This is a genomic window from Streptomyces griseoluteus (assembly GCF_004784465.1).
Classification (GTDB): Bacteria; Actinomycetota; Actinomycetes; order Streptomycetales; family Streptomycetaceae; genus Streptomyces; species Streptomyces griseoluteus.
Genome location: NZ_SRRU01000001.1, coordinates 33,798 through 57,969, shown reverse-complemented (window position 1 = coordinate 57,969; position 24,172 = coordinate 33,798). Strand labels below are relative to the sequence as shown.

General features: G+C 71.8%; 24 protein-coding genes. 9 read left to right on the top strand and 15 right to left on the bottom strand.

All coding sequences use genetic code 11. The features are described from left to right. Positions 1 to 22 precede the first annotated feature (22 nt). Positions 23 to 1,417, top strand: a complete 1,395-nt coding sequence (locus E5082_RS00280; RefSeq protein ID WP_135789310.1) for a condensation domain-containing protein — start codon at positions 23 to 25, stop codon at positions 1,415 to 1,417. Positions 1,418 to 1,432: 15 nt separating this feature from the next. On the opposite strand, the gene E5082_RS00275 is transcribed toward E5082_RS00280, so the two are convergent. The 8 genes from E5082_RS00275 to hemL form a co-directional block, all read right to left on the bottom strand. Continuing rightward, on the bottom strand, positions 1,433 to 1,828 hold the full coding sequence (locus tag E5082_RS00275) for an SRPBCC family protein (protein WP_135789309.1): 396 nt from the start codon (positions 1,826 to 1,828) through the stop codon (positions 1,433 to 1,435). A 25-nt stretch (positions 1,829 to 1,853) separates the two neighbouring features. Then, on the bottom strand, positions 1,854 to 2,954 hold the full coding sequence (ccsB, locus tag E5082_RS00270) for a c-type cytochrome biogenesis protein CcsB (RefSeq protein WP_135789308.1): 1,101 nt from the start codon (positions 2,952 to 2,954) through the stop codon (positions 1,854 to 1,856). Continuing rightward, entirely contained in the window at positions 2,951 to 4,642 is a 1,692-nt protein-coding gene (resB, locus tag E5082_RS00265; protein ID WP_135789307.1) for a cytochrome c biogenesis protein ResB, read from the bottom strand. The genes ccsB and resB overlap by 4 nt, the downstream gene beginning before the upstream one ends. 3 nt (positions 4,643 to 4,645) lie before the next feature. Then, positions 4,646 to 5,419 carry a cytochrome c biogenesis CcdA family protein gene (locus tag E5082_RS00260; RefSeq protein ID WP_190045419.1) on the bottom strand — a complete coding sequence of 258 codons (774 nt, stop codon included), beginning with the start codon at positions 5,417 to 5,419 and terminating at the stop codon, positions 4,646 to 4,648. A 1-nt stretch (position 5,420) separates the two neighbouring features. Further along, the gene (locus tag E5082_RS00255) at positions 5,421 to 6,011 is read right to left on the bottom strand and encodes a TlpA family protein disulfide reductase (protein WP_167513956.1); all 591 of its coding nucleotides are present in this window, start codon (positions 6,009 to 6,011) and stop codon (positions 5,421 to 5,423) included. 103 nt (positions 6,012 to 6,114) lie between these two features. After that, the gene (locus E5082_RS00250; protein ID WP_135789306.1) at positions 6,115 to 7,410 is read right to left on the bottom strand and encodes a polysaccharide deacetylase family protein; all 1,296 of its coding nucleotides are present in this window, start codon (positions 7,408 to 7,410) and stop codon (positions 6,115 to 6,117) included. An 81-nt stretch (positions 7,411 to 7,491) separates the two neighbouring features. Continuing rightward, positions 7,492 to 8,148 carry a histidine phosphatase family protein gene (locus E5082_RS00245; protein ID WP_135790083.1) on the bottom strand — a complete coding sequence of 219 codons (657 nt, stop codon included), beginning with the start codon at positions 8,146 to 8,148 and terminating at the stop codon, positions 7,492 to 7,494. A gap of 50 nt (positions 8,149 to 8,198) precedes the next feature. Beyond that, a complete protein-coding gene (hemL, locus tag E5082_RS00240) occupies positions 8,199 to 9,515 on the bottom strand; it encodes a glutamate-1-semialdehyde 2,1-aminomutase (RefSeq protein ID WP_135789305.1) in 1,317 nt (438 codons plus the stop codon). 347 nt (positions 9,516 to 9,862) lie between these two features. Between hemL and E5082_RS00230 the strand changes: the two genes are divergently transcribed. Then, positions 9,863 to 10,501 (top strand): hypothetical protein, encoded by a 639-nt coding sequence (locus E5082_RS00230; protein WP_190045420.1) that lies wholly within the window; start codon positions 9,863 to 9,865, stop codon positions 10,499 to 10,501. A gap of 62 nt (positions 10,502 to 10,563) precedes the next feature. Here E5082_RS00230 and E5082_RS00225 read toward each other — a convergent pair whose 3' ends face one another. Beyond that, positions 10,564 to 11,826 carry a hypothetical protein gene (locus E5082_RS00225; protein ID WP_135789303.1) on the bottom strand — a complete coding sequence of 421 codons (1,263 nt, stop codon included), beginning with the start codon at positions 11,824 to 11,826 and terminating at the stop codon, positions 10,564 to 10,566. Between the two features lie 184 nt (positions 11,827 to 12,010). On the opposite strand from E5082_RS00225, the gene E5082_RS00220 reads away from it, so the two are divergent. Further along, positions 12,011 to 12,493 (top strand): hypothetical protein, encoded by a 483-nt coding sequence (locus tag E5082_RS00220; RefSeq protein ID WP_135789302.1) that lies wholly within the window; start codon positions 12,011 to 12,013, stop codon positions 12,491 to 12,493. Positions 12,494 to 12,691: 198 nt separating this feature from the next. Further along, on the top strand, positions 12,692 to 12,991 hold the full coding sequence (locus tag E5082_RS00215) for a hypothetical protein (protein ID WP_135789301.1): 300 nt from the start codon (positions 12,692 to 12,694) through the stop codon (positions 12,989 to 12,991). 19 nt (positions 12,992 to 13,010) lie between these two features. Here E5082_RS00215 and E5082_RS00210 read toward each other — a convergent pair whose 3' ends face one another. From E5082_RS00210 to E5082_RS32745, 4 genes are all read right to left on the bottom strand, one after another. Then, positions 13,011 to 14,438: a sensor histidine kinase gene (locus E5082_RS00210; RefSeq protein WP_135789300.1), complete on the bottom strand. Its 1,428-nt coding sequence runs from the start codon at positions 14,436 to 14,438 to the stop codon at positions 13,011 to 13,013. Beyond that, positions 14,438 to 15,142: a response regulator transcription factor gene (locus E5082_RS00205; RefSeq protein ID WP_135790082.1), complete on the bottom strand. Its 705-nt coding sequence runs from the start codon at positions 15,140 to 15,142 to the stop codon at positions 14,438 to 14,440. Before E5082_RS00205 ends, E5082_RS00210 begins: the two co-directional genes overlap by 1 nt. A 109-nt stretch (positions 15,143 to 15,251) precedes the next feature. Then, positions 15,252 to 15,746, bottom strand: coding sequence for a MarR family winged helix-turn-helix transcriptional regulator (locus E5082_RS00200; RefSeq protein WP_135789299.1), 495 nt, complete (start codon positions 15,744 to 15,746; stop codon positions 15,252 to 15,254). Between the two features lie 22 nt (positions 15,747 to 15,768). Next, positions 15,769 to 16,404 (bottom strand): hypothetical protein, encoded by a 636-nt coding sequence (locus E5082_RS32745; RefSeq protein ID WP_229919009.1) that lies wholly within the window; start codon positions 16,402 to 16,404, stop codon positions 15,769 to 15,771. 111 nt (positions 16,405 to 16,515) lie between these two features. Here E5082_RS32745 and E5082_RS00190 point away from each other — a divergent pair, with 111 nt between their 5' ends. Together E5082_RS00190 and E5082_RS00185 are read left to right on the top strand one after the other, a co-directional pair. Continuing rightward, complete coding sequence (locus E5082_RS00190; protein WP_135789298.1) at positions 16,516 to 16,854, top strand: YnfA family protein; 339 nt, start codon at positions 16,516 to 16,518, stop codon at positions 16,852 to 16,854. 51 nt (positions 16,855 to 16,905) lie between these two features. After that, positions 16,906 to 17,679, top strand: coding sequence for an SDR family NAD(P)-dependent oxidoreductase (locus E5082_RS00185; RefSeq protein ID WP_135789297.1), 774 nt, complete (start codon positions 16,906 to 16,908; stop codon positions 17,677 to 17,679). Positions 17,680 to 17,685: 6 nt separating this feature from the next. On the opposite strand, the gene E5082_RS00180 is transcribed toward E5082_RS00185, so the two are convergent. Next, positions 17,686 to 18,879 (bottom strand): RtcB family protein, encoded by a 1,194-nt coding sequence (locus E5082_RS00180; RefSeq protein WP_135789296.1) that lies wholly within the window; start codon positions 18,877 to 18,879, stop codon positions 17,686 to 17,688. A 263-nt stretch (positions 18,880 to 19,142) separates the two neighbouring features. On the opposite strand from E5082_RS00180, the gene E5082_RS00175 reads away from it, so the two are divergent. The 3 genes from E5082_RS00175 to E5082_RS00165 all read left to right on the top strand — a co-directional run bounded on the left by E5082_RS00175 (position 19,143) and on the right by E5082_RS00165 (position 22,302). Then, positions 19,143 to 19,979, top strand: a complete 837-nt coding sequence (locus tag E5082_RS00175) for a DUF3558 domain-containing protein (RefSeq protein WP_135789295.1) — start codon at positions 19,143 to 19,145, stop codon at positions 19,977 to 19,979. Positions 19,980 to 20,105: 126 nt separating this feature from the next. Then, positions 20,106 to 20,978, top strand: a complete 873-nt coding sequence (locus E5082_RS00170; RefSeq protein ID WP_190045421.1) for a DUF3558 domain-containing protein — start codon at positions 20,106 to 20,108, stop codon at positions 20,976 to 20,978. A 97-nt stretch (positions 20,979 to 21,075) separates the two neighbouring features. After that, on the top strand, positions 21,076 to 22,302 hold the full coding sequence (locus E5082_RS00165; RefSeq protein WP_135789294.1) for a DUF2637 domain-containing protein: 1,227 nt from the start codon (positions 21,076 to 21,078) through the stop codon (positions 22,300 to 22,302). A gap of 59 nt (positions 22,303 to 22,361) precedes the next feature. Here E5082_RS00165 and lysS read toward each other — a convergent pair whose 3' ends face one another. Further along, entirely contained in the window at positions 22,362 to 24,158 is a 1,797-nt protein-coding gene (gene lysS / locus E5082_RS00160; protein ID WP_135789293.1) for a lysine--tRNA ligase, read from the bottom strand. Positions 24,159 to 24,172: the final 14 nt, after the last annotated feature.

Genomic DNA, 24,172 nt, shown 5'->3' with positions numbered 1-24,172 from the left:
CCCCTTCTGCGATCGGAGACGCGTGCGAATCACTGACATCCAGCGCTGCGAGGTCCGGCCGGGACGGCTCGTCGAGTGGACGCTGAGTCCGGCGACCGTCGCCACCGCGCACGGCCTGCCGGAGGACTCCCGCCCGCCCGCCTACATCCAGGAGTCGCACATCCGCACGGCCCGGCACGTCCGGGAGGACGGCCTGTTCGTGCCGACCTGGCTCGGCACCTCCTTCGACCTGGCCGGACCGGTCGACCTCGATGTGCTCGAGGAGTCCCTGCGGGCCTGGACGGTGCGGCACGAGACGCTCCGCAGCGGCTTCCGCTGGGCCGGTGAGGACGGGGAGGAGCTGCGCCGCTTCACCCTGGACGCCGGGGACGTCACCCTGCACCAGGAGGCCGGGGGCGAGTTCACGGACGCGGCCGCGCTGACCGCTCATCTCCAGGCCCGCTTCGACACGGTCGCGGACGCGCTGCGCTGGCCCAACCTGATCTACGCGGCCGTGGTCCGGGACGAGTCGGCCACCGTCTTCCTCGCCTTCGACCACAGCAATGTGGACGCCTACTCGCTGCACGGCATCCCGGCCGAGATCGAGGAGCTGTACACGGCGGGCCTTCAGGGGCGCGGGCCGGTGGTGCGCACCCCGGCCGCCAGTTACGTGGACTTCTGCGAGATCGAGCGGGCGGACGCGGACCGGCTGGACGGTGAGCACGAGACGGTGGCCCGCTGGCGGGAGTTCATCCGCCGCTGTGACGGCACGCTGCCCTCGTTCCCGGTGGAGCTGGGCGTGGAGCCGGGCGGGTCTCTGCCCCCGCAGCGGATGATCTGCGAGCCGCTGGTGGACGCGGAGGCGGCGGCCGCGTTCGAGGCGTACTGCCGGCCGTACGGGGGGAGCCTGGTCGGGCTGCTGGCGGCGACCGCGCTGATCGTGCAGGAGCTGGGCGAGCAGTCGGTGTACCGGACGGTGGTGCCGTTCCACACGCGGGTGAAGTCGCAGTGGAGCGACTCGGTCGGCTGGTTCGTCGGCGGCGCCCCCATCGAGGTGCCGCTGGACCACGCCCCCGACCTGGCCGCCACCCTGCGCGCGGTGCGGGCGCAGTTGCAGGCCAACCGCGCCCTGGCCCGGATGCCGCTGGCCCGGGTGCTGAGCCTGCTCGGCGCGGACTTCCGGCCCACGTCCCCGGACCTGTACTCGATCGTGTCCTTCGTCGACACCCGTGGCATCCCCGGCGCCGCCCGCTGGGCGGAGCAGAACGCCCACGCCCTGCTCCGGGTCTCCTACGGCGACCAGGTCTGCGTGTGGGTCAACCGCGTCCACGACGGCCTCTGGCTGGCCAGCCGCCACCCGGACACGGACGTGGCCGCCAAGAACATGGGCCTGTACGTGGAGCGCCTGCGGGACCTGATGTCGGCGGTGCCCGCCTGAGCGGGACGTGGCCGGCTAGTCCAGTTGTTCGATCAGGCGTTCGAAACGGTTGCGCCACTCCGTCTCCGTGGCGCCCTCGCCCTGGTACTCGTGGGTGAAGCGCAGGGTGCTGCCCCGCTCACCGTCCCGTTCGAGGTGGAAGCGGAGGCGGCCGCCGCCCTCGACGGTGTACTCCGCGACCCGGTCCACGTCCCAGGCGGTGATCCGCCCGGCGCCCAGGTCGCGCAGCGCGACCATGCCGTCCAGGCGGGGTTCCAGCACGTCGACCGGGGTGCACCAGGCGGAGAGGCCCTCGGCGTCGGCCACCGCGGGCCAGACCTCCTCCATGGACCTCGGCAGCCGCACCAGGAAGTGCCGGATGTGCGTGTTGCCGTGCGTCTGGCTCATGCCCTGTTCGATGGAACCGTGCATGCCCCCAGTGTCTACGACCCCGCGCTCAGACGCCCGCGTACGAGTGCTTGCCGCTGACGAAGATGTTGACGCCGTAGTAGTTGAACAGCCAGCAGCCGAAGGCGATCATCGCCAGGTAGGCGGCCTTGCGGCCCTTCCAGCCGGCCGTGGCACGGGCGTGCAGGTAGCAGGCGTAGGCGACCCAGGTGATGAAGGACCAGGTCTCCTTGGGGTCCCAGTTCCAGTACCGGCCCCAGGCGTCGCCCGCCCAGATCGCGCCCGCGATGATCGTGAACGTCCACAGCGGGAAGACGGCCGCGTTGACCCGGTAGGCGAACTTGTCCAGCGAGGCGGAGGCGGGCAGCCGCTCCAGCACCGAGCGGGCGAAGGTGCCCGGTGTGCCACCGCTCTCCAGCTTGTTCTCGTAGGAGTCCTTGAAGAGGTACAGGATCGTGGCGACCGCGCCCACGTAGAACACCGCGCCGCAGAAGATGGCGGTGGAGACGTGGATGTACAGCCAGTACGAGTGCAGCGCCGGGACGAGCTGGTCGCTGGCGGTGTAGAGCACGGTGACGGCGAGGCCGAGGTCCAGCAGGACCGTGGTGATCAGGAACAGGCCGAGCCAGCGCACGTTCTTCTTGAGCGCGAGCAGGCCCAGGTACACGCCGACCGCGACCGTGGAGAAGGTCAGGTTGAACTCGTACATGTTGCCCCAGGGGGCGCGCTGCACGGAGGCCGCGCGGGCGACCACACCGGCCAGCTCCACCAGGAAGGCGAGCACGGTGAGGGAGACCGCGATCCGGCCGTACATGTCGCCCTGGACGTCCCCGCCGTGGGCGCCGGGCCCGTCCGGCACGTCACGGGCACCGGCGGCGGAGCGCACGACGACCTGCGGACGTTCCAGCACGGTGGTGCCGCCCGCCCGCTTCACGGTGACGGCCGGGGCGCTCCTGGCCGGCTCGGTGCCGGCGGTGAGCGCGGCGGCCGTGCGGCCGACCTTGCTGCGGCTGCCGAACAGCCACTCGGCGATGTAGGCGAAGAAGGCCAGCGTGTACACGGCCATCGAGGAGTAGATGAGCGTGTTGCTGATGCTCGCCAGATGCTCGTTGGTCGCGGCGGCGAGGTCGGTTGCGGCGGCGAGAGTCACTGCTCAGCCCCTTCGGCAGGTACGGCGTGGGATGCGTCTTCGTGGGTGTCGGGGGCGCCCGGCGCCCGGTCGTAGAGGGTTCCGGCGAGGTCGCCCAGTTCCTCGGGGACCTTGGCGGACTCGCTGCGGCCGAGCCCGGCCATCTCGACCACCGTGACCCCGTCGGCGCCGCGCACGGCCCGCACCCAGATCCGGCGGCGCTGGATGAAGAGGGACGCGGCGAGGCCGAGGATCGCGGCGATGGCGCCGCCCAGTGCCCAGGCGCCGCCCGGCTCCTGGACGATCTCGAAGCCGGCCCATTCCTTGACGTCCTTCTCGAACGTGACGGTGCCGGCACCGCCGGGCAGTTTCATGGTCTGCCCGGGCTTCAGGTTGGCCCGGAGCTGCTTGCCCTGGTCGTCCTTGAAGCCCTTCATGTGCTTCTTGTCGAGCTGGTACACGCTCTGCGGCAGCCCGGAGTCCACCCCGAGGTCGCCGTGGTACGGCTCCAGGTTGAGCACCGGGTTGAGCAGTGCGGGGAACTGGGAGAGAACGGAGGCACCGCCGCCGTAGGTCGGCAGGAAGAAGGCCCGGATGCCGAGCTGGTCGTACCGGCCCTTGGCGTCGTGGTAGCCGTCCATGACCTTGATGACGCCCTGCGAGGTGACGTTGCCGTCCAGCGGGAGCAGCGGCACGGCGTCCTTGTAGACCACCTCGCCCTTGCCGTCGCGGACGGTGATGACCGGCGCGTAGCCGTGGCTGACCAGGTAGACCTTGGAGTCGTCGATCTTCAGCGGCTGGTTGACCTGGACCGTCTTGGCGCGGGTCCTCCCGTCCGCGCCGACGCTGTAGTCGATCTTCGCCTCGAAGGTGCGCGGGGTGCCGCGGTTGGGGCCGGACAGCTCGTAGGTGCCCTTGAAGTCCTTGAGGTCGAAGCTGAACGGCACCAGGTCGTCGTTGCGGAACAGGCTGCCGGACTTGAAGTCGTCGTACATCGGCAGCGCGTTGGAGAAGCCGTCGCCCTCGACCACCAGCTTGGTGCCGTCGGACTTGAACAGCTGGCCGGAGGCGAAGGCGATCAGCAGCACGATCAGCGCGATGTGGAAGGCCAGGTTGCCCAGCTCGCGCAGGTACCCCTTCTCGGCGGCGACCGCGTCACCGGCGGTGTGCGCGCGGAAGCGGCGCTTCTTCAGCAGGGCCAGCGCGTCGGCGCGTACCTGCTCGGGGTCGGCGGTGGTGCGCCAGGTGGTGTACGCGGGCAGCCGGTCCAGGCGGCGCGGGGCGCCCGGCGGGCGGCCGCGGAGCTGGCCGACGAACTGCCAGGTGCGCGGGACGATGCAGCCGATGAGGGAGACGAACAGCAGGATGTAGATCGCGGAGAACCACACCGAGCTGTACACGTGGAACAGCCCGAGCTTGTCGTAGACCGGCGCCAGCGTGGTGTGCGCCGCCCGGAACGCCTCGACCTTGCCGGCGTCCGCGCCGGTCTGCGGGATCAGCGAGCCGGGGATCGCGCCGAGGGAGAGCAGCAGGAGCAGCAGCAGCGCGACCCGCATGGAGGTGAGCTGCCGCCAGAACCAGCGGGCCCAGCCGATGACGCCGAGGCCCGGCAGGGTGCCGGTGTCCTCCTGGGGCGCGGTGGAGAGCTGCTGTCCGGCCGCGCCGAGACCCTCCTGGTCCTGGCTCTGCTCGGTTTCGGTGTCGCTCATCGTTCAGATCCCCACAGAGAAGCCGTCGGACCAGGTCTGCATGTCCTGCACCAGGCTGTCCCAGGCACCGGTCAGCAGCAGCACGCCGGTCACGATCATCATCGTGCCGCCGGCGCGCATCACCCAGACATAGTGGCGTTTGACCCAGCCGAAGGCGCCGAGCGCCTTGCGGAAGGCGATCGCGGTGAGCACGAAGGGCACGCCGAGCCCGAGGCAGTACGCGACGGTCAGTATCGCGCCCCGGCCCGCGCTCGCCTGCTGGGAGGAGAGGGCGACGACGGAGGCGAGGGTCGGGCCGATGCAGGGCGTCCAGCCGATCCCGAAGAGCGCGCCGAGCACCGGCGCGCCGATCAGGCCGGTCGCGGGGCGCTTGTGGAAGCGGAACTCGCGCTGGGTCAGCCAGGGCATCAGGCCCATGAAGAAGATGCCGAGCAGGATCATCAGGACGCCCAGGACGTGGGTGAGCACGTCCTTGTAGCCCTGGAGCGTCTGCCCGAAGTACCCGAACAGGGCGCCGCCGGAGACGAAGACCACGGTGAAGCCGAGGACGAAGAGGGTGGCGCCGGCGGTCATCCGGCCGCGCCGGGCGTCGGCGAGGTCGGTGCCGGTGACGCCGGTCACGTAGGAGAGGTAGCCGGGGACCAGCGGGAGCACGCAGGGCGAGAAGAAGGAGACCAGCCCGCCCAGCACCGCGACGGGCAGGGCGAGCAGCAGGGCGCCGTTGAGCACGGTCTCGTTGCGGCTCGTCACGGCGGCCAGCGTCAGCAGGGCGCTCACGTCACTTCTCCGCGAGGACCGGCTTGAGCATCTTCAGCAGGGCCGTGTCGTCGAGCGCCTGAAGCGCCCGCGCGGCGACCTTCCCGTCCCGGTCCAGGATCAGCGTGGACGGGATGAGCTGCGGGTTGAGCGTGCCCTTGGGGAAGCGGAGCATCAGCTTGCCGGTCGGGTCGTACAGGCTCGGGTACGTGATCCCGTTGGCCTTCTCGAAGGCGAGGGCCGGGGTGGTGCTGGTGTCGCGGGTGTTGATCCCGACGAACTGCACACCCTTGTCGGCGTACGCCTTGGAGACCTTGGAGAAGTACTTGGCCTCCTCCCGGCACGGTCCGCACCAGGAGCCCCAGACGTTGAGGACGACGACCTTGCCCTTGTAGCCGGCGACGTCGAGGGTCTTGCCGTCGATCGTCTTTCCGGACAGGGCGGGGGCCTCGGCGCGCTCGCTCTTCGCGGCGGTGTCTATGCCGTTGTGGCCGGTGACGAAGTTGGTGTCGCCGCCACCGCCGGAGGTCCCGCCGCTGCCGCACGCGGACAGGGTCAGGGCCGCGGCGGCGGCCACGGCACCGAGCAGGGCGGCGCGGCTACGGGTACTCATGTGAAAAGTTTCGCATGGCGGTTCCGGCGGTTTCGCCCGGCCCCCTGCCGGGCCGAAAAGTGCCTTTCAGGGGGCATTTACACCGGGCATTACGGACGTATCGTCACGCGGCGTCCGGACCGGCGCCCTTGTCGCCCGCGCCGCCCGTGCCGCTCCCGCCGTCGGCCAGGAAGCCCTTCCAGCCCCCGGCCGGCTTCTGGCCGACCTCCAGGGTGCGCAGCTTCTCCAGCACCTCGGGCCGCTGCACGTCCAGCCAGTCGGTGAACTGCCGGAAGGAGACCAGGCGCACATCGCCGCCCTTCTCCTTCTCGCGCGCGATGTGCTTGAACGCCTCCTCGACGGAGTCCATGTAGATCCCGCCGTTCCACTCCTCGAAGTGGTTGCCGATGAAGAACGGCGCCCGGTTGGTCTCGTACGCGCGCTGGAATCCGCTGATGTACGCCTGCGCCGACTGCTTGCGCCAGCCCGGATAGTTGTAGGAGGGGGCCTTGGTCGAGTTGACCGACTGGTTGGCCAGCATGTTGTAGTCCATGGACAGCACCTCGAAGGAGTGTCCGGGGAACGGCACCTGCTGGAGCGGCAGGTCCCAGATGCCCTGGCGCTTGACCGGCCACATCTGGCGGCCGCCGGGCGAGGAGGCGTCGTAGCGCCAGCCCAGCTCTCGGGCGGTGGGCAGCAGGTTGTCCTGGCCGAGCAGGCAGGGGGTGCGGCCGCCGACGAGTTCCTTTTCGTAGTCGAAGGGCAGCGCGGGCAGGTCGGTCCAGCCGGTGTTGGTGCGCCACTCCTTGACGAACTTCTTGGCCTGGTCGATCTCGCTGCGCCACTGGGCGGGCGTCCAGTTGCCGACCGTGCCGGAGCCGCCGCAGAAGTGCCCGTTGAAGTGGGTGCCGATCTCGTGGCCCTCGAGCCAGGCCCGGCGCACGTTGGTCAGCGTGGCCTTGACGTGCTCGTCGGTGAGGTAGCCGATGTCGGAGGCCCCGCGCGGGTTGTTCGGCGGGCTGTAGAGGCGCTTCTTCGACTCGGGCAGCAGATACAGCCCGGAGAGGAAGAAGGTCATGCTCGCGCCGTACTCCTTGGCCAGGTCCAGGAAGCGCGGGAAGAGGCCGTTGCCGACCTCGCCGGCGCCGTCCCAGGAGAAGACCACGAACTGGGGCGGGGTCTGACCCGGCTCCAGCGGCTGGGGGCGGGCGGGCTGATGGGGCTGCTTGCCGGTGAAGGCGGTGGAGCCGTCGCCGATGGGGCGGGCCTTGGCGGGGGTGCTGCCACTGGGCGAGGGCTTGTCCGAACCGCTCGGGTGCTTTCCGCCGCCCACGGAGGCGGAGGTGCCGCAGCCGACGAGTCCGGCCGCCGCCGCTCCCGCGCCGAGGCCGAGTATTCCCCGCCGGGTGATGGTCTGCATGAAGCTCCCCGATTCGTCACACTCACTGGATTCACACAGTCAGATGATGTGACGAACGGGGAGGTTCCTCGATCGGCCGGTTCAGGCGCCGAAAGCCTTGCCCTGCGCCTCGGAGCCCTTCTGCGGCTTGGCCCCCGCGCGCAGATGCGCCGGGACCAGGTCGATCGCGGGCTCGCTGTAGCCGACGGACACGATCTTGTCGCCCAGGTAGGTGAAGGACGTCAGCGAGGCCAGCGTGCACTGCCGCTTGCGCGGGTCGTGCCAGAGCCGGCGCCGCTCGACGTAGCTGCGCACGATCCAGATCGGGAGCTGATGGCTCACCAGCACCGCCTCGTGCCCGCGCGCCGCGTCCTTGGCCGCGTTCAGCGCGCCCATCATCCGCACCACCTGGTCGACGTACGGCTCGCCCCAGGACGGCTTGAACGGGTTGACCAGGTGCTTCCAGTTGTCCGGGTTGCGCAGCGCGCCGTCCCCGACCCCGAAGGTCTTGCCCTGGAAGACGTTGTCCGCCTCGATGAGCCGGGCATCGGTGGCGAGGTCGAGACCGTGCGCCTTGGCGATCGGGGCGGCCGTCTCCTGCGCCCGCTCCAGCGGGGAGGCGGCGACATGGGTGATGTCGCGCGGGGCCAGGTGCTCGGCGACCCGCTCGGCCATCTTCCGGCCCAGCTCGGAGAGGTGGTAGCCGGGCAGCCGTCCGTACAGCAGGCCGTCGGGGTTGTGCACCTCGCCGTGGCGCATCAGGTGGACGACGGTGACGTCCTTCTCACCGGCGTTGCTCTCGGGGGTGGTCACGCGGTCGCCTCCGCGGCGGCTCGGGCCGCCGCCGGGAGGGCGTCGGCGATCTTCTGGATGGCCCGCTCGTCGTGGGCCGTGGACACGAACCAGGACTCGAAGGACGACGGCGGCAGGTACACGCCGTTCGCCAGCAGCGAGTGGAAGAACGCGGTGAAGCGGAACGACTCCTGCCGCCTGGCGTCCTCGTAGGTGCGCACCTGCCGGTCGGTGAAGAACACCGAGAACATGTTGGAGGCGTGCTGCAGCCGGTGGGCCACGCCCTCCTTGGTGAGCGCCTCGGTGACCAGCGCCTGGATCTGCGCGGAGACCGCGTCGACCTTGTCGTACGCCGCGTCGTCCAGCAGCCGTAGCTGGGCGAGACCGGCGGCGGTGGCGACCGGGTTACCGGAGAGGGTGCCCGCCTGGTACACCGGGCCGGCCGGGGCGAGGTGCGCCATGACGTCGGCGCGCCCGCCGAACGCGGCAGCGGGGAAGCCGCCGCCCATCACCTTGCCGAAGGTCATCAGGTCGGGCTTCACCCCGTCGACGCCGTACCAGCCGGCGCGGGAGGTGCGGAAGCCGGTCATCACCTCGTCGGAGATGTACAGCGCGCCGTTCTTGGCGCAGGCGTCCTTCAGGCCCTGGTTGAAACCGGGCTCCGGCGGGACGACGCCCATGTTGCCCGGCGACGCCTCGGTGATCACGCAGGCGATCTCGCCGGGGTGCCGGTGGAACGCCTCCTGCACGGCCTCGAGGTCGTTGTACGGCAGCACGATGGTGTCGCCCGCCTGCGCACCGGTGACACCGGGGGTGTCCGGCAGCGCGAAGGTGGCGAGGCCCGAGCCGGCGGAGGCCAGCAGGGAGTCGACGTGGCCGTGGTAGCAGCCGGCGAACTTGATCACCTTGGACCGCTGGGTGAAGCCGCGGGCCAGCCGGATCGCCGACATGGTGGCCTCGGTGCCGCTGCTGACGAGACGGACCTGCTCGACGGGCTCGACGCGGGCGACGATCTCCTCGGCGAGCGCGACCTCGCCCTCACCGGGCGTGCCGAAGGAGGTGCCGCGCGAGACCGCCTCCTGGACGGCGGCGATGACCTCGGGGTGCGAGTGGCCCAGGATCATCGGACCCCAGGAGCACACCAGGTCGACGTACTCCCGCCCGTCGGCGTCGGTCAGGTACGGCCCGCTGCCCGAGACCATGAACCGGGGCGTGCCGCCGACCGCGCGGAAGGCGCGCACCGGCGAGTTCACGCCACCCGGCGTGACCTCGGAGGCGCGGTCGAAGAGCGCCTGCGAGGCGGGCGCGTCGTAGGGGTAGGGCGTTTCGCTCATGACGTGCGGCTTCTCCGACTTCTCGGACTCCGGTGGGGTGGTGACCCCTTCAGGGTAGGCGGAGCGGCCCGGCGGCGGCGCCGTGCCCCGTCGGGGCCGGTCCAGCGCTCCTCCCGCCGCTCTTGCGGGCCGATCCGGCCGACCTTCCTGGCCGCTGTTTCACGATCTGCGAGACTGACACCTGATACACACACCTCCGCGGCACGTAGTGATCTGAGACCGGGAAGATCCTGCGGACTTCGGTTTCACCGCACGTTTCGGCGGGCGGCCGTGGGGGAGGTCACTGACACGATGATCGGGTTGCGCGGCGGGGGCCACGCGTCCTAGAAAAGCACTCGGGTGGAGATATGCATCGCGGTGGCGGACTGGGCGAGGGGACTGACGACCTGGGTCCTCGGCGAGCCCGGCGGGGAAGGCACCGGCGCGAAGCGGAGGAAGCGACCGAAACACGTCAGGCCGACGCACGACAGACACAGGGACTACCGAGTGAGCCCGAGCGGGGCGACCGGACCGCCGACCTCGGGGCGGGGAGCAGAAATGGTGGTCGGGTGGGGGTGACGTACAAATACTTCGGCGCGCCGGACGGCGCGACCGCCGCTCGTGTCCCCATCTCGATGCGTCCCGAGGAACTCGGCGGCGACGAGCTGGGCATGAACGGCATGTTCACCAAGATCAAGCCGGAGACGATGGCCGCGATGGTGCTGACCGGCATCGAGGGCGTCCCTCTCCACAAGGTCCCGCCCCTCGAACTCGTCGTCCTCCACCCCGACTACGCCGTCGTCAAACTCCCCATGACCGTCGTCGACCCCCTCCGCGACATCGGCGAGGAAGCGGTCGGCGCGGCCGCCTTCATCTGGTCCACGGTCCCGGACCGCGGCGGCCCCCGCGACGCCTTCAACGTGTACCAACTCCTGCACGAGTGGCAGGACTTCAGCCACAGGCTGCACGAGGCGGGCCACCAGCCCTACTGCCTGGTGTGGCCCTGAGCGGAGGGCTCCGAGGTGGGACCATCCGTGCCCCCGCCTCCGCCGCGACGCCGTCTGACGGCTCAGGCCGTCCGCTCCTCCCCCACGAAGTCCACCACCGCCAACGCGAACAGCAACGCCAGCGCGATACCCACGACCACCCAGCCGGTGGGATGCGGCCACAGGACGAACGCGACCACCGCCCCCGCCACCAGCAGCCAGCCGAGCCAGACCCGGTGGCGGTGGACGAAGGGGCCCACCGGGCCGGTGCGTAGGCCGAGGCGGTCGGTCTGGGCGCGGGCCGCACCGATGCCCGCGTGCCAGATCTCGCGCAGGGCGCGGGCGTGGCGGCCGGGGCCGCTGAGCCACGCGGCCAGGGCGAGGACCACGCCGAGGGCGACCACCGCCCGTACCGCCGTGCGCAGGAAGCGGGTCAGGGTGTCGTAGACCGCCCCGGCGGCGGGCTGGGACACCGAGGCGGGCAGCGCGTCCAGGTAGAAGGCCCGGAAGACGGTCAGGCCCACGCCCAGCAGGAGGGCGGTGACGGCGAACCCGAGAGCCGCCGCGACCAGCGCCCGGCGGCGGCGGACCGCGAGCAGCACCCCGCCGGCGAGCAGCAGCGCGGCGACGACGGGCAGCCACACCCCGGCCAGTTGCAGCAGCCGGAAGTACGTCTGGAGATCGGCGACCTTCTCCGTCCGCAGGACCGTGAAGTCCGTATGCACGTCCGGGATCTTGGCGGCGGGCTTCAGACCCGCGTCCACCAGCCGGGACTTGACCTCCTGGACGACGGGGGCCAGATCGACCGTCACCGCGTCACCCTCGATCCGTACCGCTCCCCCGCCGCTGCCGGTCAGCGCCTTGTCCACCGTCGTGTGGAGCCGGCGGTTGGCGTCGGTCCAGAAGCGGGCGAAGGTATCGGACGCGACGACCTCGCGCGCCTTGTCCCGGACGAACCCCGAGATCGCCTCGTCGAGCGACTTCCCGAGCGCGCCGAGGGCCTTCTCCAGCCGGGGCCGGTCGGCCGGGGCCACGTCCTTCAGCAGGTCGGACAGGTTCAGGTACCGCATCAGCTCGTCGGTGATCCGGGCGGCGGCCGCGTCCTGCACGGCGGGGTCGTGGGCCAGGGGCGCGACGGTGGCGACGTACTGGTCGGTGTCGTCCGCCAGGTCGGCGGTCCAGGTGGCGACCAGGGCCAGCGGCGCCAGCAGGCAGCCGAGAATGATCAGTACGGCCGCGCACGCCGAGCGCAGGCGGTGCCGTACGGGCGCCGGGCGGGACTCCAGCGCGTCGACGCGCTCCCGCAGCCGGGCCATCTCGTCGTCGCCCGGCTCCCGATCCGCCATGCCGGTCCACCTCCGTCGAAGCCGTGCCCTGCTGCCGTAGGAGCAGCACATCCCGAGCCCCGGGCGGGCGCGAGCGACGGTGGGCCGTTCAGGTGTGCGCGCCCCACGCCTGCCACACCCGGCGTGCGGACAGCGGTGACCCCGCCTTCACTGGGGGCAGCGGAGCCGAATTCAGGAGGCTGGCATGGCTGGGTGCGGGACACGGCGGGCGGCCGGTACGGCCCTGATGGTGGCGCTCGTGGTCGCGGTGACCGGCTGCTCGGACGGCAACAGCCCCTCCGGCCAGGCCAGCAAGGCCGCCTCGGCCGCCTCCTCCCTCGCCTCGCGCGCCTCCGGCACGGTGGCCTCGGCCACGGCGGAGGCCAAGCGGAAGCTGGACCAGGTAAAGGGCGGGGTGGACGCCAAGAAGGACGTCTCGGTGGGAAAGGTCACCACCGGCAAGGACAACGTACCCACGGCCGAGGTGTCCGCGAAGAACACCACCGGCGAGAAGAAGTCCTTCACCGTGCAGGTCAACTTCCGTGACGCGAAGGGCGATCTGCAGGACACGGTGATCGTGAACATCGACGATGTCGCGGCCGGGGCGACCGGCCGGGCCACCGCCCGCAGCCACCGCGAGCTGTCCGGCGACATACGGGCCGACGTGGGGACGGCGCTGCGGCACTGAGCCGTCGGCCATGATGGAGGGGGTCGTATACACGGCCTCGCTCGCCAGTCCGGACGCCAGAGCCGTCGCCCGGAGGGGCCGGCCGTCGTTGTCCACACCCAGGGAGCAACCGCACGGCAATCACGCCCGCACCGGGCCGAGCCTACGTATCGTAGGTTTTCAACCGCCCCCAGCCACAAGCCAGTTCATCGGGGAGACATGCACCAGACACGATCCGAGACCGAACCGGCGGGGACCGCGTCGACGCCGGTCGTCGATGTGCGGGACCTGAAACCCACCCTGACCCTGCTCTTCGTCAGCCTCGCCGTCGCGGCCGTCGGCGTCTACGAACTGTGCGGCTTCGGCCTGCACAGCCTCGACCAGCGCCCCCATCTGTTCAGCGACGGCCTGACCACAGGCGGGGTGATCGTCGCCGCGGTCGCGGCCGGAGCGGCGGTCGGCAACCTGGCCTGGACCCTCTCGGCGGCCCGCCGGGGCCCCGAGGACGAGCGCTCCTAGGGCCTGTCCGGGACAGGCCCTAGCCCTCCGACGGACCCGCTCCCCCGCCGACCGTGAACCCGATCACCGCGCCCCCGCCTTCCCTGCGGTAGGCGAACGGTGCCCCGCCGTGGGACATCGCGATCTCCCGGACGATGGACAGCCCGAGCCCCGAGCCGGGCTGGGAGCGGGCGTCCGCGGCCCGGTAGAAGCGGTCGAAGATGCGCAGCAGGTCGCCCTCGGCGACACCGGGTCCCCGGTCAAGCACCTCCACCCGGACCGTCCCCGCCGCCGCCCCGGTCACCCGCACCTCGATGGGCTCCGTCCCCTCGCGGTCGAACTTGGCCGCGTTCTCCACCAGGTTGGACAGCGCCCGCTGGAGCAGCCCGGGACGGCCCTCCGCGTACGTGTCCCCGCTCACCGCCAGCACGATCCGCCGCCCGGTACGGCGCCCCGCCAGCCCCACCACGTCCTCCGCCACGTCCGCGAGGTCGACCCGCTGCGGCGGCTCGGAGTCCGACTGCCCGGCGGCCAGGTCCACCAGCTCGTTGACCAGGTCGGTCAGCTCCCGCGCCTCCAGTGTCAGGTCCGCCACCAGGTCCTCCCGCGTCTCCGGCGGCAGCTCGTCGATCCGGCGCAGCAGCGAGATGTTCGTCCGCAGCGAGGTCAGCGGGGTGCGCAGCTCGTGGCCCGCGTCCTGCACCAGCCGCCGCTGGTCCTCCTCGGACTGGGCGAGCCGGCCCAGCATCCGGTCGAAGGCGCGGCCGAGGCGCCCCACCTCGTCCGGCCCGGTGACCGGCACCTGGATGCCGAGGCGGCGGGTGCGGGCCACGTCCTCGGCGGCCGAGGTCAGCAGCACCAGGCGCCGGGTGATGCGGCGGGCCAGCCACCAGCCGAACAGTCCGGCACCCACCACCACGGCCGCCATCAGGATCAGCGTGCGCTGCTGGAGGGTGCGCAGCAGGTCCTCGGTGTCGCTGAACTCCTGCGCCACCTGCACCGCGCCCCGCCCCCGGCCGAGCGAGACGGTGGCGACCCGGAAGAGATCCTCGCCGACCCGTACGTCCTTGTGCTCGGCCAGCTTCCCCGCGCCCGGCGCGCCCGCCACCTCGCGGTCGCGGGCGGTGACGGGCAGGCCGGGACTGCCGTGGTCCACGACCTCGCCGCCCGGCCCGAGCACCTGCACGTCGGTGCGGGCGGGCCGCACCAGGTCGTGACCGGGCCGGGCGGAGGAGAAGTCGTCCGGGGTCATCGGGTGCTGCCGCACCTCGGCCCGGACGTCCCGCACGACCTGGGTGAACACCGACTGCTGGTCCACCCGCACCAGCCGCGCGGCCGAGCCGTACGACAGGATGCCGACCAGGATCGTGACGGCGGCGGTGACGGCCGCGAACGACACGGCGAACGTGGTGCGCAGCGAGCGCAGCCCGGTGCGGGAGCCGCCCGGCAGCCGCCAGGTGCGGCCCACTACTCCTCCCGCAGCACGTACCCCACACCGCGCACGGTGTGGATGAGCTGCGGGGCGCCGGGCGCGTCCAGCTTGCGGCGCAGATACCCGACGTAGACGGCGAGGTTCTTGGAGCCGGGGCCGAAGTCGTAGCCCCAGATGCGGTCGTAGATGGTGGCGTGGTCGAGCACGATGCCCGCGTTGCGCACCAGCAGCTCCAGCAGCTCGAACTCGGTGCGGGTCAGCTCCAATTCACGCCCGGCGCGCCAGGCGCGGCGGGCCTGGAGGTCCATGCGGATGCCCGCGCCCTCGATCTGCCGGTCGGACAGCTGCGCGTCGCGCGCCGGGCCGGGCTCGCCCGCGAGGGCGGGGCTCGTGCGGCGCAGCAGGGCGCGCAGGCGGGCGAAGACCTCCTCGACGTCGAAGGGCTTGACCACGTAGTCGTCGGCGCCCGCGTCCAGGCCCGCGATCCGGTCGGCGGTCTCCACCAGCGCGGTGAGCATCAGGATCGGGGTGCGGTCGCCCTCGGCGCGCAGCACCCGGCAGACCTGGAGACCGTCGATGCCGGGCATCATCACGTCCAGCAGCAGCACGTCCGGCGGGGTGCGGTGGGCCTGCGCCAGCGCCTCGACGCCGTCGGCGACCGCCGTCACCGCGTAGCCCTCCAGGGTCAGGGCCCGCTCCAGGGCATGACGGATGGCGCGGTCGTCCTCGGCGAGGAGCACGGTGGGGGGCGTGGTGTGGGGCACGGTGTGGGGCACGCCCCCAGTCTGCCAAGGGCGACGGCACTCCGGCCGGGGCCCGGGGCCCGGGGGCGCCCTTTTTACCCGGCTCTCACCCCGCGCCGTCGGCGTCCCGGCCCTCGCGCAGCCGGGCGATCCGCTCCTTGGTGAACTCCACCGTGCGCTGCATGTGCCCGATGATCACGGCGAGTTCGGTGTCGTCCAGCTCCCCGAAGATGCGCGACCAGTCGCCGGACAGCTCATCCCAGACGCGCCGGAACTCCGCGATCCTCTCCGGTACGGGGATGACCAGCACCCGGCGCCGGTCGCCCGCGTCCCGGCGGCGTACGACGTACCCGGCGCGCTCCAGCCGGTCCACCAGGCGGGTCGCCGAGCCGGTGGTGAGGCCAGTCAGCTCGGCGACATGGCCGGTGGTGACGGGCTCGGGCTCCAGGGTGAGCAGGTTCAGGCACTGGAGGTCGGTCGGGTGCAGGCCGATGCGGTCGGCGACGGCCTGGTTGAACAGGGCGTAGGAGGCGATGTAGCGGCGGGACACCGCGTCCAGCTCCGCGAGCAGCCGGGGCCGCGCGCTGTCGTTCCCGGCCATGCCGGCCTCCTCGCGTCGCGGGTCAGAACGAGTACTCGTCGCCGGTGGGCAGGACCAGCACCCGCAGCCGGTCGTTGGTGCGGTCGGGGTCGGTGACCCCGCCGTTCCACGCGGTCTCCACTTCCAGGGTCACCTCCGGCGCGGGCACCCGCAGCCGGACGCCCAGCCGGATCTCCTCCCCCGTCTGGCCCGCGAGGAGCGCGCCGGTCCCGCAGACCACCGTCCGCTCCCCGGTCCGCGCGCACCCCGGCGACCGCGTCACCGTCCCGGCGGGCCCCGCCGACCATCGCACCCGCACACTCGCCTCCGGCACGGCGGCCGGGCCGTGGTCGCGCGGGGTGAGCCGCACCTCCATCCGGTCGCCGTCGATCACGGCGTGGCCGTGGAAGGCGAGGTCGGCGCGCGGGGTGGGGGCCGGCACCGGGCCGGTGTGCGGCGGGGAGACGGCCGCGGAGCCGACGCCGGGTGCGGCCACCGGGCCAGGGCCGGGTGCCGGGGAGGCGGCCGCGGAGCCGACGCCGGGTACGGTCGCCGGGCCGGGGCCGGGTGCCGGGGAGGCGGAGCCGGATCGGTCCGTCGCCCGGGCCGGCCCCCCGGCCCACAGGGCCGCGCCCGCGCAGGCGACCAGCAGCAGCCATGCCCTCGTCCGTACGCGCACGCCGACCACTCCCGTTCCCGTCACCGTTCCGCCCACCCGATGTATGCCACGCGAGCCGGACCGCAGGCGCCCTCCAACAGGTGAACGCAGGGCGCGTGCCAGGCTTCCCCCATGCTGATCCTGCGCTCCGCCGCCCTGTTCGTCGTCGCCGCCCTCTTCGAGATCGGCGGCGCGTGGCTGGTCTGGCAGGGCGTGCGCGAGCACCGCGGCTGGCTGTGGATGACCGGCGGGGTGCTGGCGCTGGGCGCGTACGGGTTCGTCGCCACCTTCCAGCCGGACGCCCACTTCGGCCGCATCCTCGCGGCGTACGGCGGCATCTTCGTCGCCGGGTCGATCCTGTGGGGCGTGGTCGCCGACGGCTACCGCCCCGACCGCTTCGACCTCACCGGCGCCCTGATCTGCCTGGCCGGCATGGCCGTCATCATGTGGGCCCCGAGGAACGCCGGCTGAGGCTCGCCTAGGCTGGACGCGAGTCCGCGATCCCTCTCCCAGGAGCAGCCCATGGCCAGCGCCCCCTCCGCCGCGTCCCGTATCGCCGTCGTCACGGGCGCGAGCAGCGGTATCGGCGCGGCCACCGCGCGGCGGCTCGCCGAGGCCGGGTACCGGGTGGTGCTCACCGCGCGCCGGGCGGACCGTATCGAGGCGCTGGCGAAGGAGCTGACCGAGGCGGGCCACTCGGCCACCGCGTACCCGCTGGACGTGACGGACCGGGCGGCCGTGGACGAGTTCGCCGGGGCGTTCCGCACCATCGGCGTCCTGGTCAACAACGCGGGCGGCGCGCTCGGCGCGGACCCGGTGGCCAGCGCCGACCCGGAGCACTGGCGCACGATGTACGAGACGAACGTCCTCGGCACCCTCAACCTCACCCAGGCCATGCTGCCCAAGCTGGAGGCGAGCGGCGACGGCACGGTGGTCGTCGTCTCCTCCACCGCCGGCCTCTCCACCTACGAGGGCGGCGCGGGTTACGTCGCCGCCAAGCACGCCGAGCACGTCCTTGCCGAGACCCTCCGCCTGGAGATCGTCGGCAAGCCGGTCCGCGTCATCGAGATCGCCCCCGGCATGGTCAAGACCGACGAATTCGCCCTCACGCGCTTCGCCGGCGACACGGAGAAGGCCGCCAAGGTCTACGAGGGCGTGGCGGCCCCCCTCACCGCCGACGACGTGGCCGACTCCATCACCTGGGCCGTGACCCGCCCCAGCCACGTCAACATCGACCTGATGGTCCTCCGCCCCCGAGCCCAGGCCAGCAACACGAAGGTCCACCGGGAACTGTGAGGCGCCTCAGCCCTTCACGCAGACGAACTGCTTCAGCTTGGCGACGACCTCGACGAGGTCCGTCTGCTGGGCCATCACCTGGTCGATGTCCTTGTAGGCGGCCGGGATCTCGTCCAGGACGCCCGCGTCCTTTCGGCACTCGACGCCTCGCGTCTGGGCCTCCAGGTCCCGCACGGTGAACCGGCGCTTCGCGGCGGACCGGCTCATCCGCCGGCCGGCGCCGTGCGAGGCCGAGTTGAAGGACTTCTCGTTCCCAAGTCCCTTCACGACGTACGAACTGGTCCCCATCGAGCCTGGAATGATTCCGAACTCACCGGAGCCGGCCCGGATCGCGCCCTTGCGGGTCACGAGCAGGTCCTTGCCGTCGTACCGCTCCTCCGCCACGTAGTTGTGGTGGCAGGAGATCTCCGGCTCGAAGGACGGCTTCGCCTTCTTGAACTCCTTGCGGATGACGTCCTTCAGGAGCGCCATCATGAGGGTGCGGTTGTACTTCGCGTACTCCTGCGCCCAGTAGAGGTCGTTGCGGTACGCGGCCATCTGCGGGGTGTCCGACACGAACACCGCGAGGTCGCGGTCGACCAGCCCCTGATTGTGCGGGAGCTTCTGAGCGACGCCGATGTGGTGCTCGGCGAGTTCCTTGCCGATGTTGCGGGAGCCGGAGTGCAGCATGAGCCAGACCGCGCCCTCGGTGTCCAGGCAGCATTCGATCAGGTGGTTGCCGCTGCCCAGCGTCCCCATCTGCAGAGCCGCCCGCTCCCGGCGGAAGTGGACCGGCTGGGCGACCGTGTCGAAGCGGGACCAGAAGGTGTCCCAGCCCGCGGTGGGGAGGGCGTGGAAGCGGGACGGGTCGAGGGCGGTGGTGTGCATGCCCCGGCCGACCGGGATGGCCTGTTCGATGCGGGAGCGGAGGCGGGTGAGGTCGCCGGGGAGGTCGTTGGCCGTGAGGGAGGTCCGGACCGCGGACATGCCGCAGCCGATGTCGACGCCCACCGCCGCCGGGCAGACCGCGTCGCGCATGGCGATGACCGAGCCGACCGTCGCGCCCTTGCCGTAGTGCACGTCCGGCATCACGGCGAGCCCCTCGATCCAGGGCAGCGTGGCCACGTTCTGGAGCTGGCGCAGCGCGCCGTCCTCCACGGTGGCCGGGTCGGTCCACATCCGCACCGGGACGCGGGCGCCCGGTATCTCCACGTACGACATAACCGATCAATCCCCCAAAGGTGACGTGACAACTCATAGGCCGGGCAAGGGTCATTGCTCACGGAAGTCACCCGAACCGGCAGAACGCAAAAGCGGCGCCAGGGCCGGTGAAATGGGACAGGGGACCGGCGACCACGGCGGTGCGTGCGATACACATTGTGTCCAGCAGGCGCCCCGCCGCGGCAAGCGATTAACCAGCGGGGACACTGGAGCATCGACCGGGCACCGCCGTCGGGTCGCACACCGTCCTAAGGAGCCCGACCGTGCAGCGGAAGGCGTACATCACCGGCACCGCCGCCCTCCTCGCGGCCCTGCTGGCAGGCTGCAGCTCGGGCTCCGGCGGCGGCACGCCCACCGACGACGCCAACCCCGGTGACGCCGCCTCCGCCCCGGCCGCCGCCCAGCCCGGCCGGTACCGCACCCTGCCCGAGCCCTGCGGCGCCGTCGGCCACGACACTCTCGGCACCCTGCTCCCCGGCATCCAGCAGCTCACCGACCCCGACCAGCGCGACAAGGCGTACCGGGGCGTGCCCGCGCTGACCTACGACACCGACCGCAAGGTGGGCTGCCGTTGGAAGGTGGAGTCCACCCTCGCCACCGACCGGCTCTCGGTCGACTTCGAGCGCGTGGTGTCGTACGACGGGGCGGTCAGTGACGACACCCAGGCGCAGAAGCTGTTCCAGGGCATGGCCAAGGCCGCCGACGTCCCCGTGCCCTCCCTCTCCGCGCCCGCCTCCCCCAGCACCGGCCCGAGCGGCAGCGGCACCCCCTCCCCGTCCGCCGACCCCTCCGGCAGCCCCTCCTCGGACGCCTCCACCGACCCGGCGGCGGGCGGCTCCGGCAGCGCCGCGCCCACCGACCTCCAGCCCCGCGTCCTGCCCGACCTCGGTGACGAGGCGTACCTGGACGACCAGCTCGGCTCGTCCGGTTCGACCGCCGAACCCCGGACGGTGACTGTGGTGTTCCGCACGTCCAACGTGGTCGTCACCATCGACTACGAGGAACAGCCGATGGCCGTCGGTGTGGTCCCGGACAGCAAGGAAATGCAGGACAGGGCACGCGATCTGGCCTCTCAACTGGCCGACGTGCTGGACGGCTGACGCCCCCTCGCCCGCCCTGGTCCCCCTCCCCGAAGTCGCTCGACCGGCGACCGCGGGCCGCGCGTACCGCGTACGGTGGCCCCGCAGGAACCCGCACGAACACCGAGCGTCACGAGTGAAGGAACCATGCAGCGAGCAGCCCAGCGAGACGACCGTGCCCAGCGTGGACCGCGTGCCACGCGTCTGAGCCGTGCCCTGGTGTGCGCGGCAGCCGTTCCCGCGGTACTGATCACCGCGGCCTGTTCCTCGGACTCCGGCGATGCCCCGGGCAAGGCGGGTGCCTCCGCCAAGCCGTCGGCCGGCAGCGGCTCCGGGCAGCCCTCGGCGAAGCCCTCCCCGACCGTGCAGGCGTCGGTGTTCCGCAAGCTGCCCGAGCCGTGCAAGGTGCTGCCCAGGAAGACGCTGGGCGACCTGGTCCCGGAGGCGGACACGGACGGCAAGAAGGGATCGGGCGACGACACCGCGAACCGGTCCTCCTGCTCCTGGACCAGCCTGGACAACAACGGCGTCAAGGGCTCGCAGTTCCGCTGGCTGAACGTCTCCCTGCTCCGCTTCGACTCCGACACCTCGCGCGGCAGCGGCAACGACCAGGCGCACGCGTACTACACGCGCCAGGTCCAGGACGCCAAGGCCGCCTCGGGCGCGAAGAACACCAAGTCGGAGGCGCTCGGCAACACCGGCGACGAGGCGACCGCGGTGCACTACGACCTGAAGAAGAAGGAAGGCGCCTTCAAGCAGCAGACGGTGGTCGCGCGCGTGGAGAACGTCGTGATCACCCTCGACTACAACGGCGCCGGTCTCGCGGGCGACAAGACCCCGGACGCGGACGACCTGACGGCGGACGCCAAGAAGGCGGCCAAGGAGGCGGTCACGGCGGTGGCCAGTGCCAACGGCCGTTCCGCGGAGGGCAGTTCCCCCTCGGCCGACCCCTCCAAGGGCACCTCCAAGTCCCCCTCCCCCAAGGGCTCGGCGTCCTCCGCCGCCCCCAAGAAGGGCTGACCGGCACCACGTTCGGCGCACACCTGTGCCACTCTGTTGCGCGCAACAACACGCAAGGGAGGGAGTACGAGTGGCCGCGCCAATGCAGTTGACTCGGATGCACCGCGTTCTGATCGGCGTGGTCGTCACCGGCGCGCTGGTCATCGCCGGTATCGGCTTCGCCGGTTCGTACGCGGCGGTCCGGGAGCTGGCCCTGCGGAAGGGCTTCGGGAACTTCTCGTACGTGTTCCCGGTCGGCATCGACGCGGGCATCTGCGTACTGCTCGCCCTCGACCTGCTGCTGACCTGGATGCGCATCCCCTTCCCGATGCTGCGTCAGACGGCCTGGCTGCTCACGGCCGCGACGATCGCCTTCAACGGCGCCGCCGCCTGGCCCGACCCGCTGGGCACCGGCATGCACGCGGTGATCCCGATCCTGTTCGTGGTCTCCGTGGAGGCGGCCCGGCACGCGGTCGGCCGGATCGCGGACATCACCGCCGACAAGCACATGGAGGGCGTCCGCCTCACCCGCTGGATGCTCTCCCCGCTGCCCACCTTCCTGCTGTGGCGGCGGATGAAGCTGTGGGAGCTGCGCTCCTACGAGCAGGTCATCAAGCTGGAGCAGGAACGTCTCGTCTACCAGGCCCGGCTGCGCTCCCGCTTCGGCCGCGCCTGGCGCCGCAAGGCCCCGGTGGAGTCCCTGATGCCGCTGCGCCTGGCCCGCTACGGCGTCCCGCTCGCGGAGACCGCCCCGGCGGGCCTCGCGGCGGCGGGCATCGAGCCCGTCCTGCTGCCCCCGGCACCGGAACCGGCACCCGGACTCCCCCAGCCGGCCCAGGCCGCGCTCCAGGCCGCGCCCGCGCAGGCGCCCGCGGCCGGGCCGACGCCCGCCGGACCGCCCCCGGAGGCCGAGGACGAGAGCAGCCCGTGGTTCCACACACCCCCGCGTGACATCGACTACCACGGCGGCTACGACCCGGCCTTCGACCCCGGCCCGGACCCCCAGTACTTCCCCGAGGAGCAGTACGGGGACTGGTACGAGGAGCAGCCCCCGGAGCGGTTCCAGCAGCCCTCCCCGGAGGAGACCGGCAGCTTCCCGATACCCGTCGGCCCCCATCGCACCCGCGAGCTGGGCGAGGGCGGAGGGCCGGCGGAGCCGGACGAGGAGGACCTGTACCAGGTCTTCCGCCGGTCGATAGACGGCAGTTACCCGACCCCGCTGGTGCTCGGCGACAACATCCAGGCCACCTACGGCAGTTCACCGGACTCCGGCCGGCTGAAGGCCCTGGTGGAGCGCTTCCAGCAGCGCCACATGGCGGAGCTGGAGGAGGACCACATCGCGTGACACGCGAAAGAGGGGGCGCCCGGTGATGACACCGGGCGCCCCCTCCTCGTATGCGCGGCCTACTCCCCGAGCAGGGCCCGCACCCGCTCCTGACCGACCGCCAGCAGCAGCGTGGGCAGGCGCGGGCCGGTGTCCCGGCCGACGAGCAGGTGGTACAGCAGGGCGAAGAACGTCCGCTGGGCCGTCTTGATCTCCGGCGGCAGCTCCTTGGGCGTGGCGTCGGCGGAGAAGCCGGCGCGTACCTTCGGGACGCCGTAGACGAGGTGGGTCAGGCCGTCCAGCGACCAGTTGTCCGCCAGCCCGTCGAGCAGCAGGCGCAGCGACTGGCGGGCCTCGTCGTCCAGCGACTTCAGCAGCTCGGCGTCCGGCTCCTCGCGCACGACGGTGCGCTGGTCGGCGGGGACGTAGGTGTTGATCCACGCCTCGGCCTTGTCGTACCGGGGGCGGGCGTCGGCGAGGTCGGTGATCGGGTTGGCCGGGTCCAGCTCGGACAGGATGCGCAGCGCCTGGTCCTGGTGTCCGGCGGTGATGTCCGCGACCGAGGCCAGCGTACGGTACGGCAGCGGGTGCGCGGTCTTCGGCAGCTCACCGGCGGCGGTGCCCACCGCGCGGGTGTACGCGGCGACGTCACCGGGGAGCGCGGAGCCCTCGGCGACCTTGCCGGCGAGCTTGTCCCACTCGTCGTAGAGGCGCTGGATCTCCTGGTCGAAGGCGATCTTGAAGGACTGGTTGGGGCGGCGGCGGGCGTACAGCCAGCGCAGGAGCTGCGGTTCCATGATCTTCAGCGCGTCGGCCGGGGTGGGCACACCGCCGCGCGAGGACGACATCTTGGCCATGCCGGAGATGCCGACGAAGGCGTACATCGGGCCGATGGGCTGCTCGCCCTCGAAGATCCCGACGATCTGGCCGCCGACCTGGAAGGAGGAGCCCGGCGAGGAGTGGTCGACGCCGGAGGGCTCGAAGATGACGCCCTCGTAGGCCCAGCGCATCGGCCAGTCGACCTTCCAGACCAGCTTGCCCCGGTTGAACTCGCTGAGCCGGACCGTCTCGCCGAAGCCGCAGGCGGCGCAGGTGTAGGCCAGCTCGGTGGTGTCGTCGTCGTAGGAGGTGACGGTGGTGAGGTCCTTGCCGCACTCGCCGCAGTACGGCTTGTACGGGAAGTACCCCGCGGAGCCGGAGCTGCCGTCGTCCTCGGCGGCCGCGCCGGAACCCTCCTCGGCCTCCAGCTCGGCCTCGTCGACCGCCTTCTGCTGCGGCTTCTTGCCCGGCGCCTTCTTGGTGCGGTACTGGGCGAGGATCGCGTCGATGTCACCGCGGTGCTTCATCGCGTGCAGGATCTGCTCGCGGTAGACGCCCGAGGTGTACTGCGCGGTCTGGCTGATCCCGTCGAACTCCACACCCAGCTCGGCGAGCGCCTCGACCATGGCGGCCTTGAAGTGCTCGGCCCAGTTCGGGTACGCGGAACCCGCCGGCGCCGGGACCGAGGTCAGCGGCTTGCCGATGTGCTCGGCCCAGGACTCGTCGACGCCCGCGATCCCGGCCGGGACCTTGCGGTAGCGGTCGTAGTCGTCCCAGGAGATCAGGTGCCTGACCTGGTACCCGCGTCGCCGGATCTCGTCGGCGACCAGGTGCGGGGTCATCACCTCGCGCAGGTTGCCCAGGTGGATCGGGCCGGACGGGGAGAGCCCGGAGGCGACGACGACCGGTTTGCCCGGAGCCCGACGCTCCGACTCCTGGATGACGTCGTCCGCGAAACGGGAGACCCAGTCGGCGGTGTCGGGGCTCTGAGCCACGATCGGTGCTCCTTCAGTTCGGGGTGTCGGTCCGGCGGTTGTCCTCCGCCGGCCTCCTCCCATAATCCCAGACACTC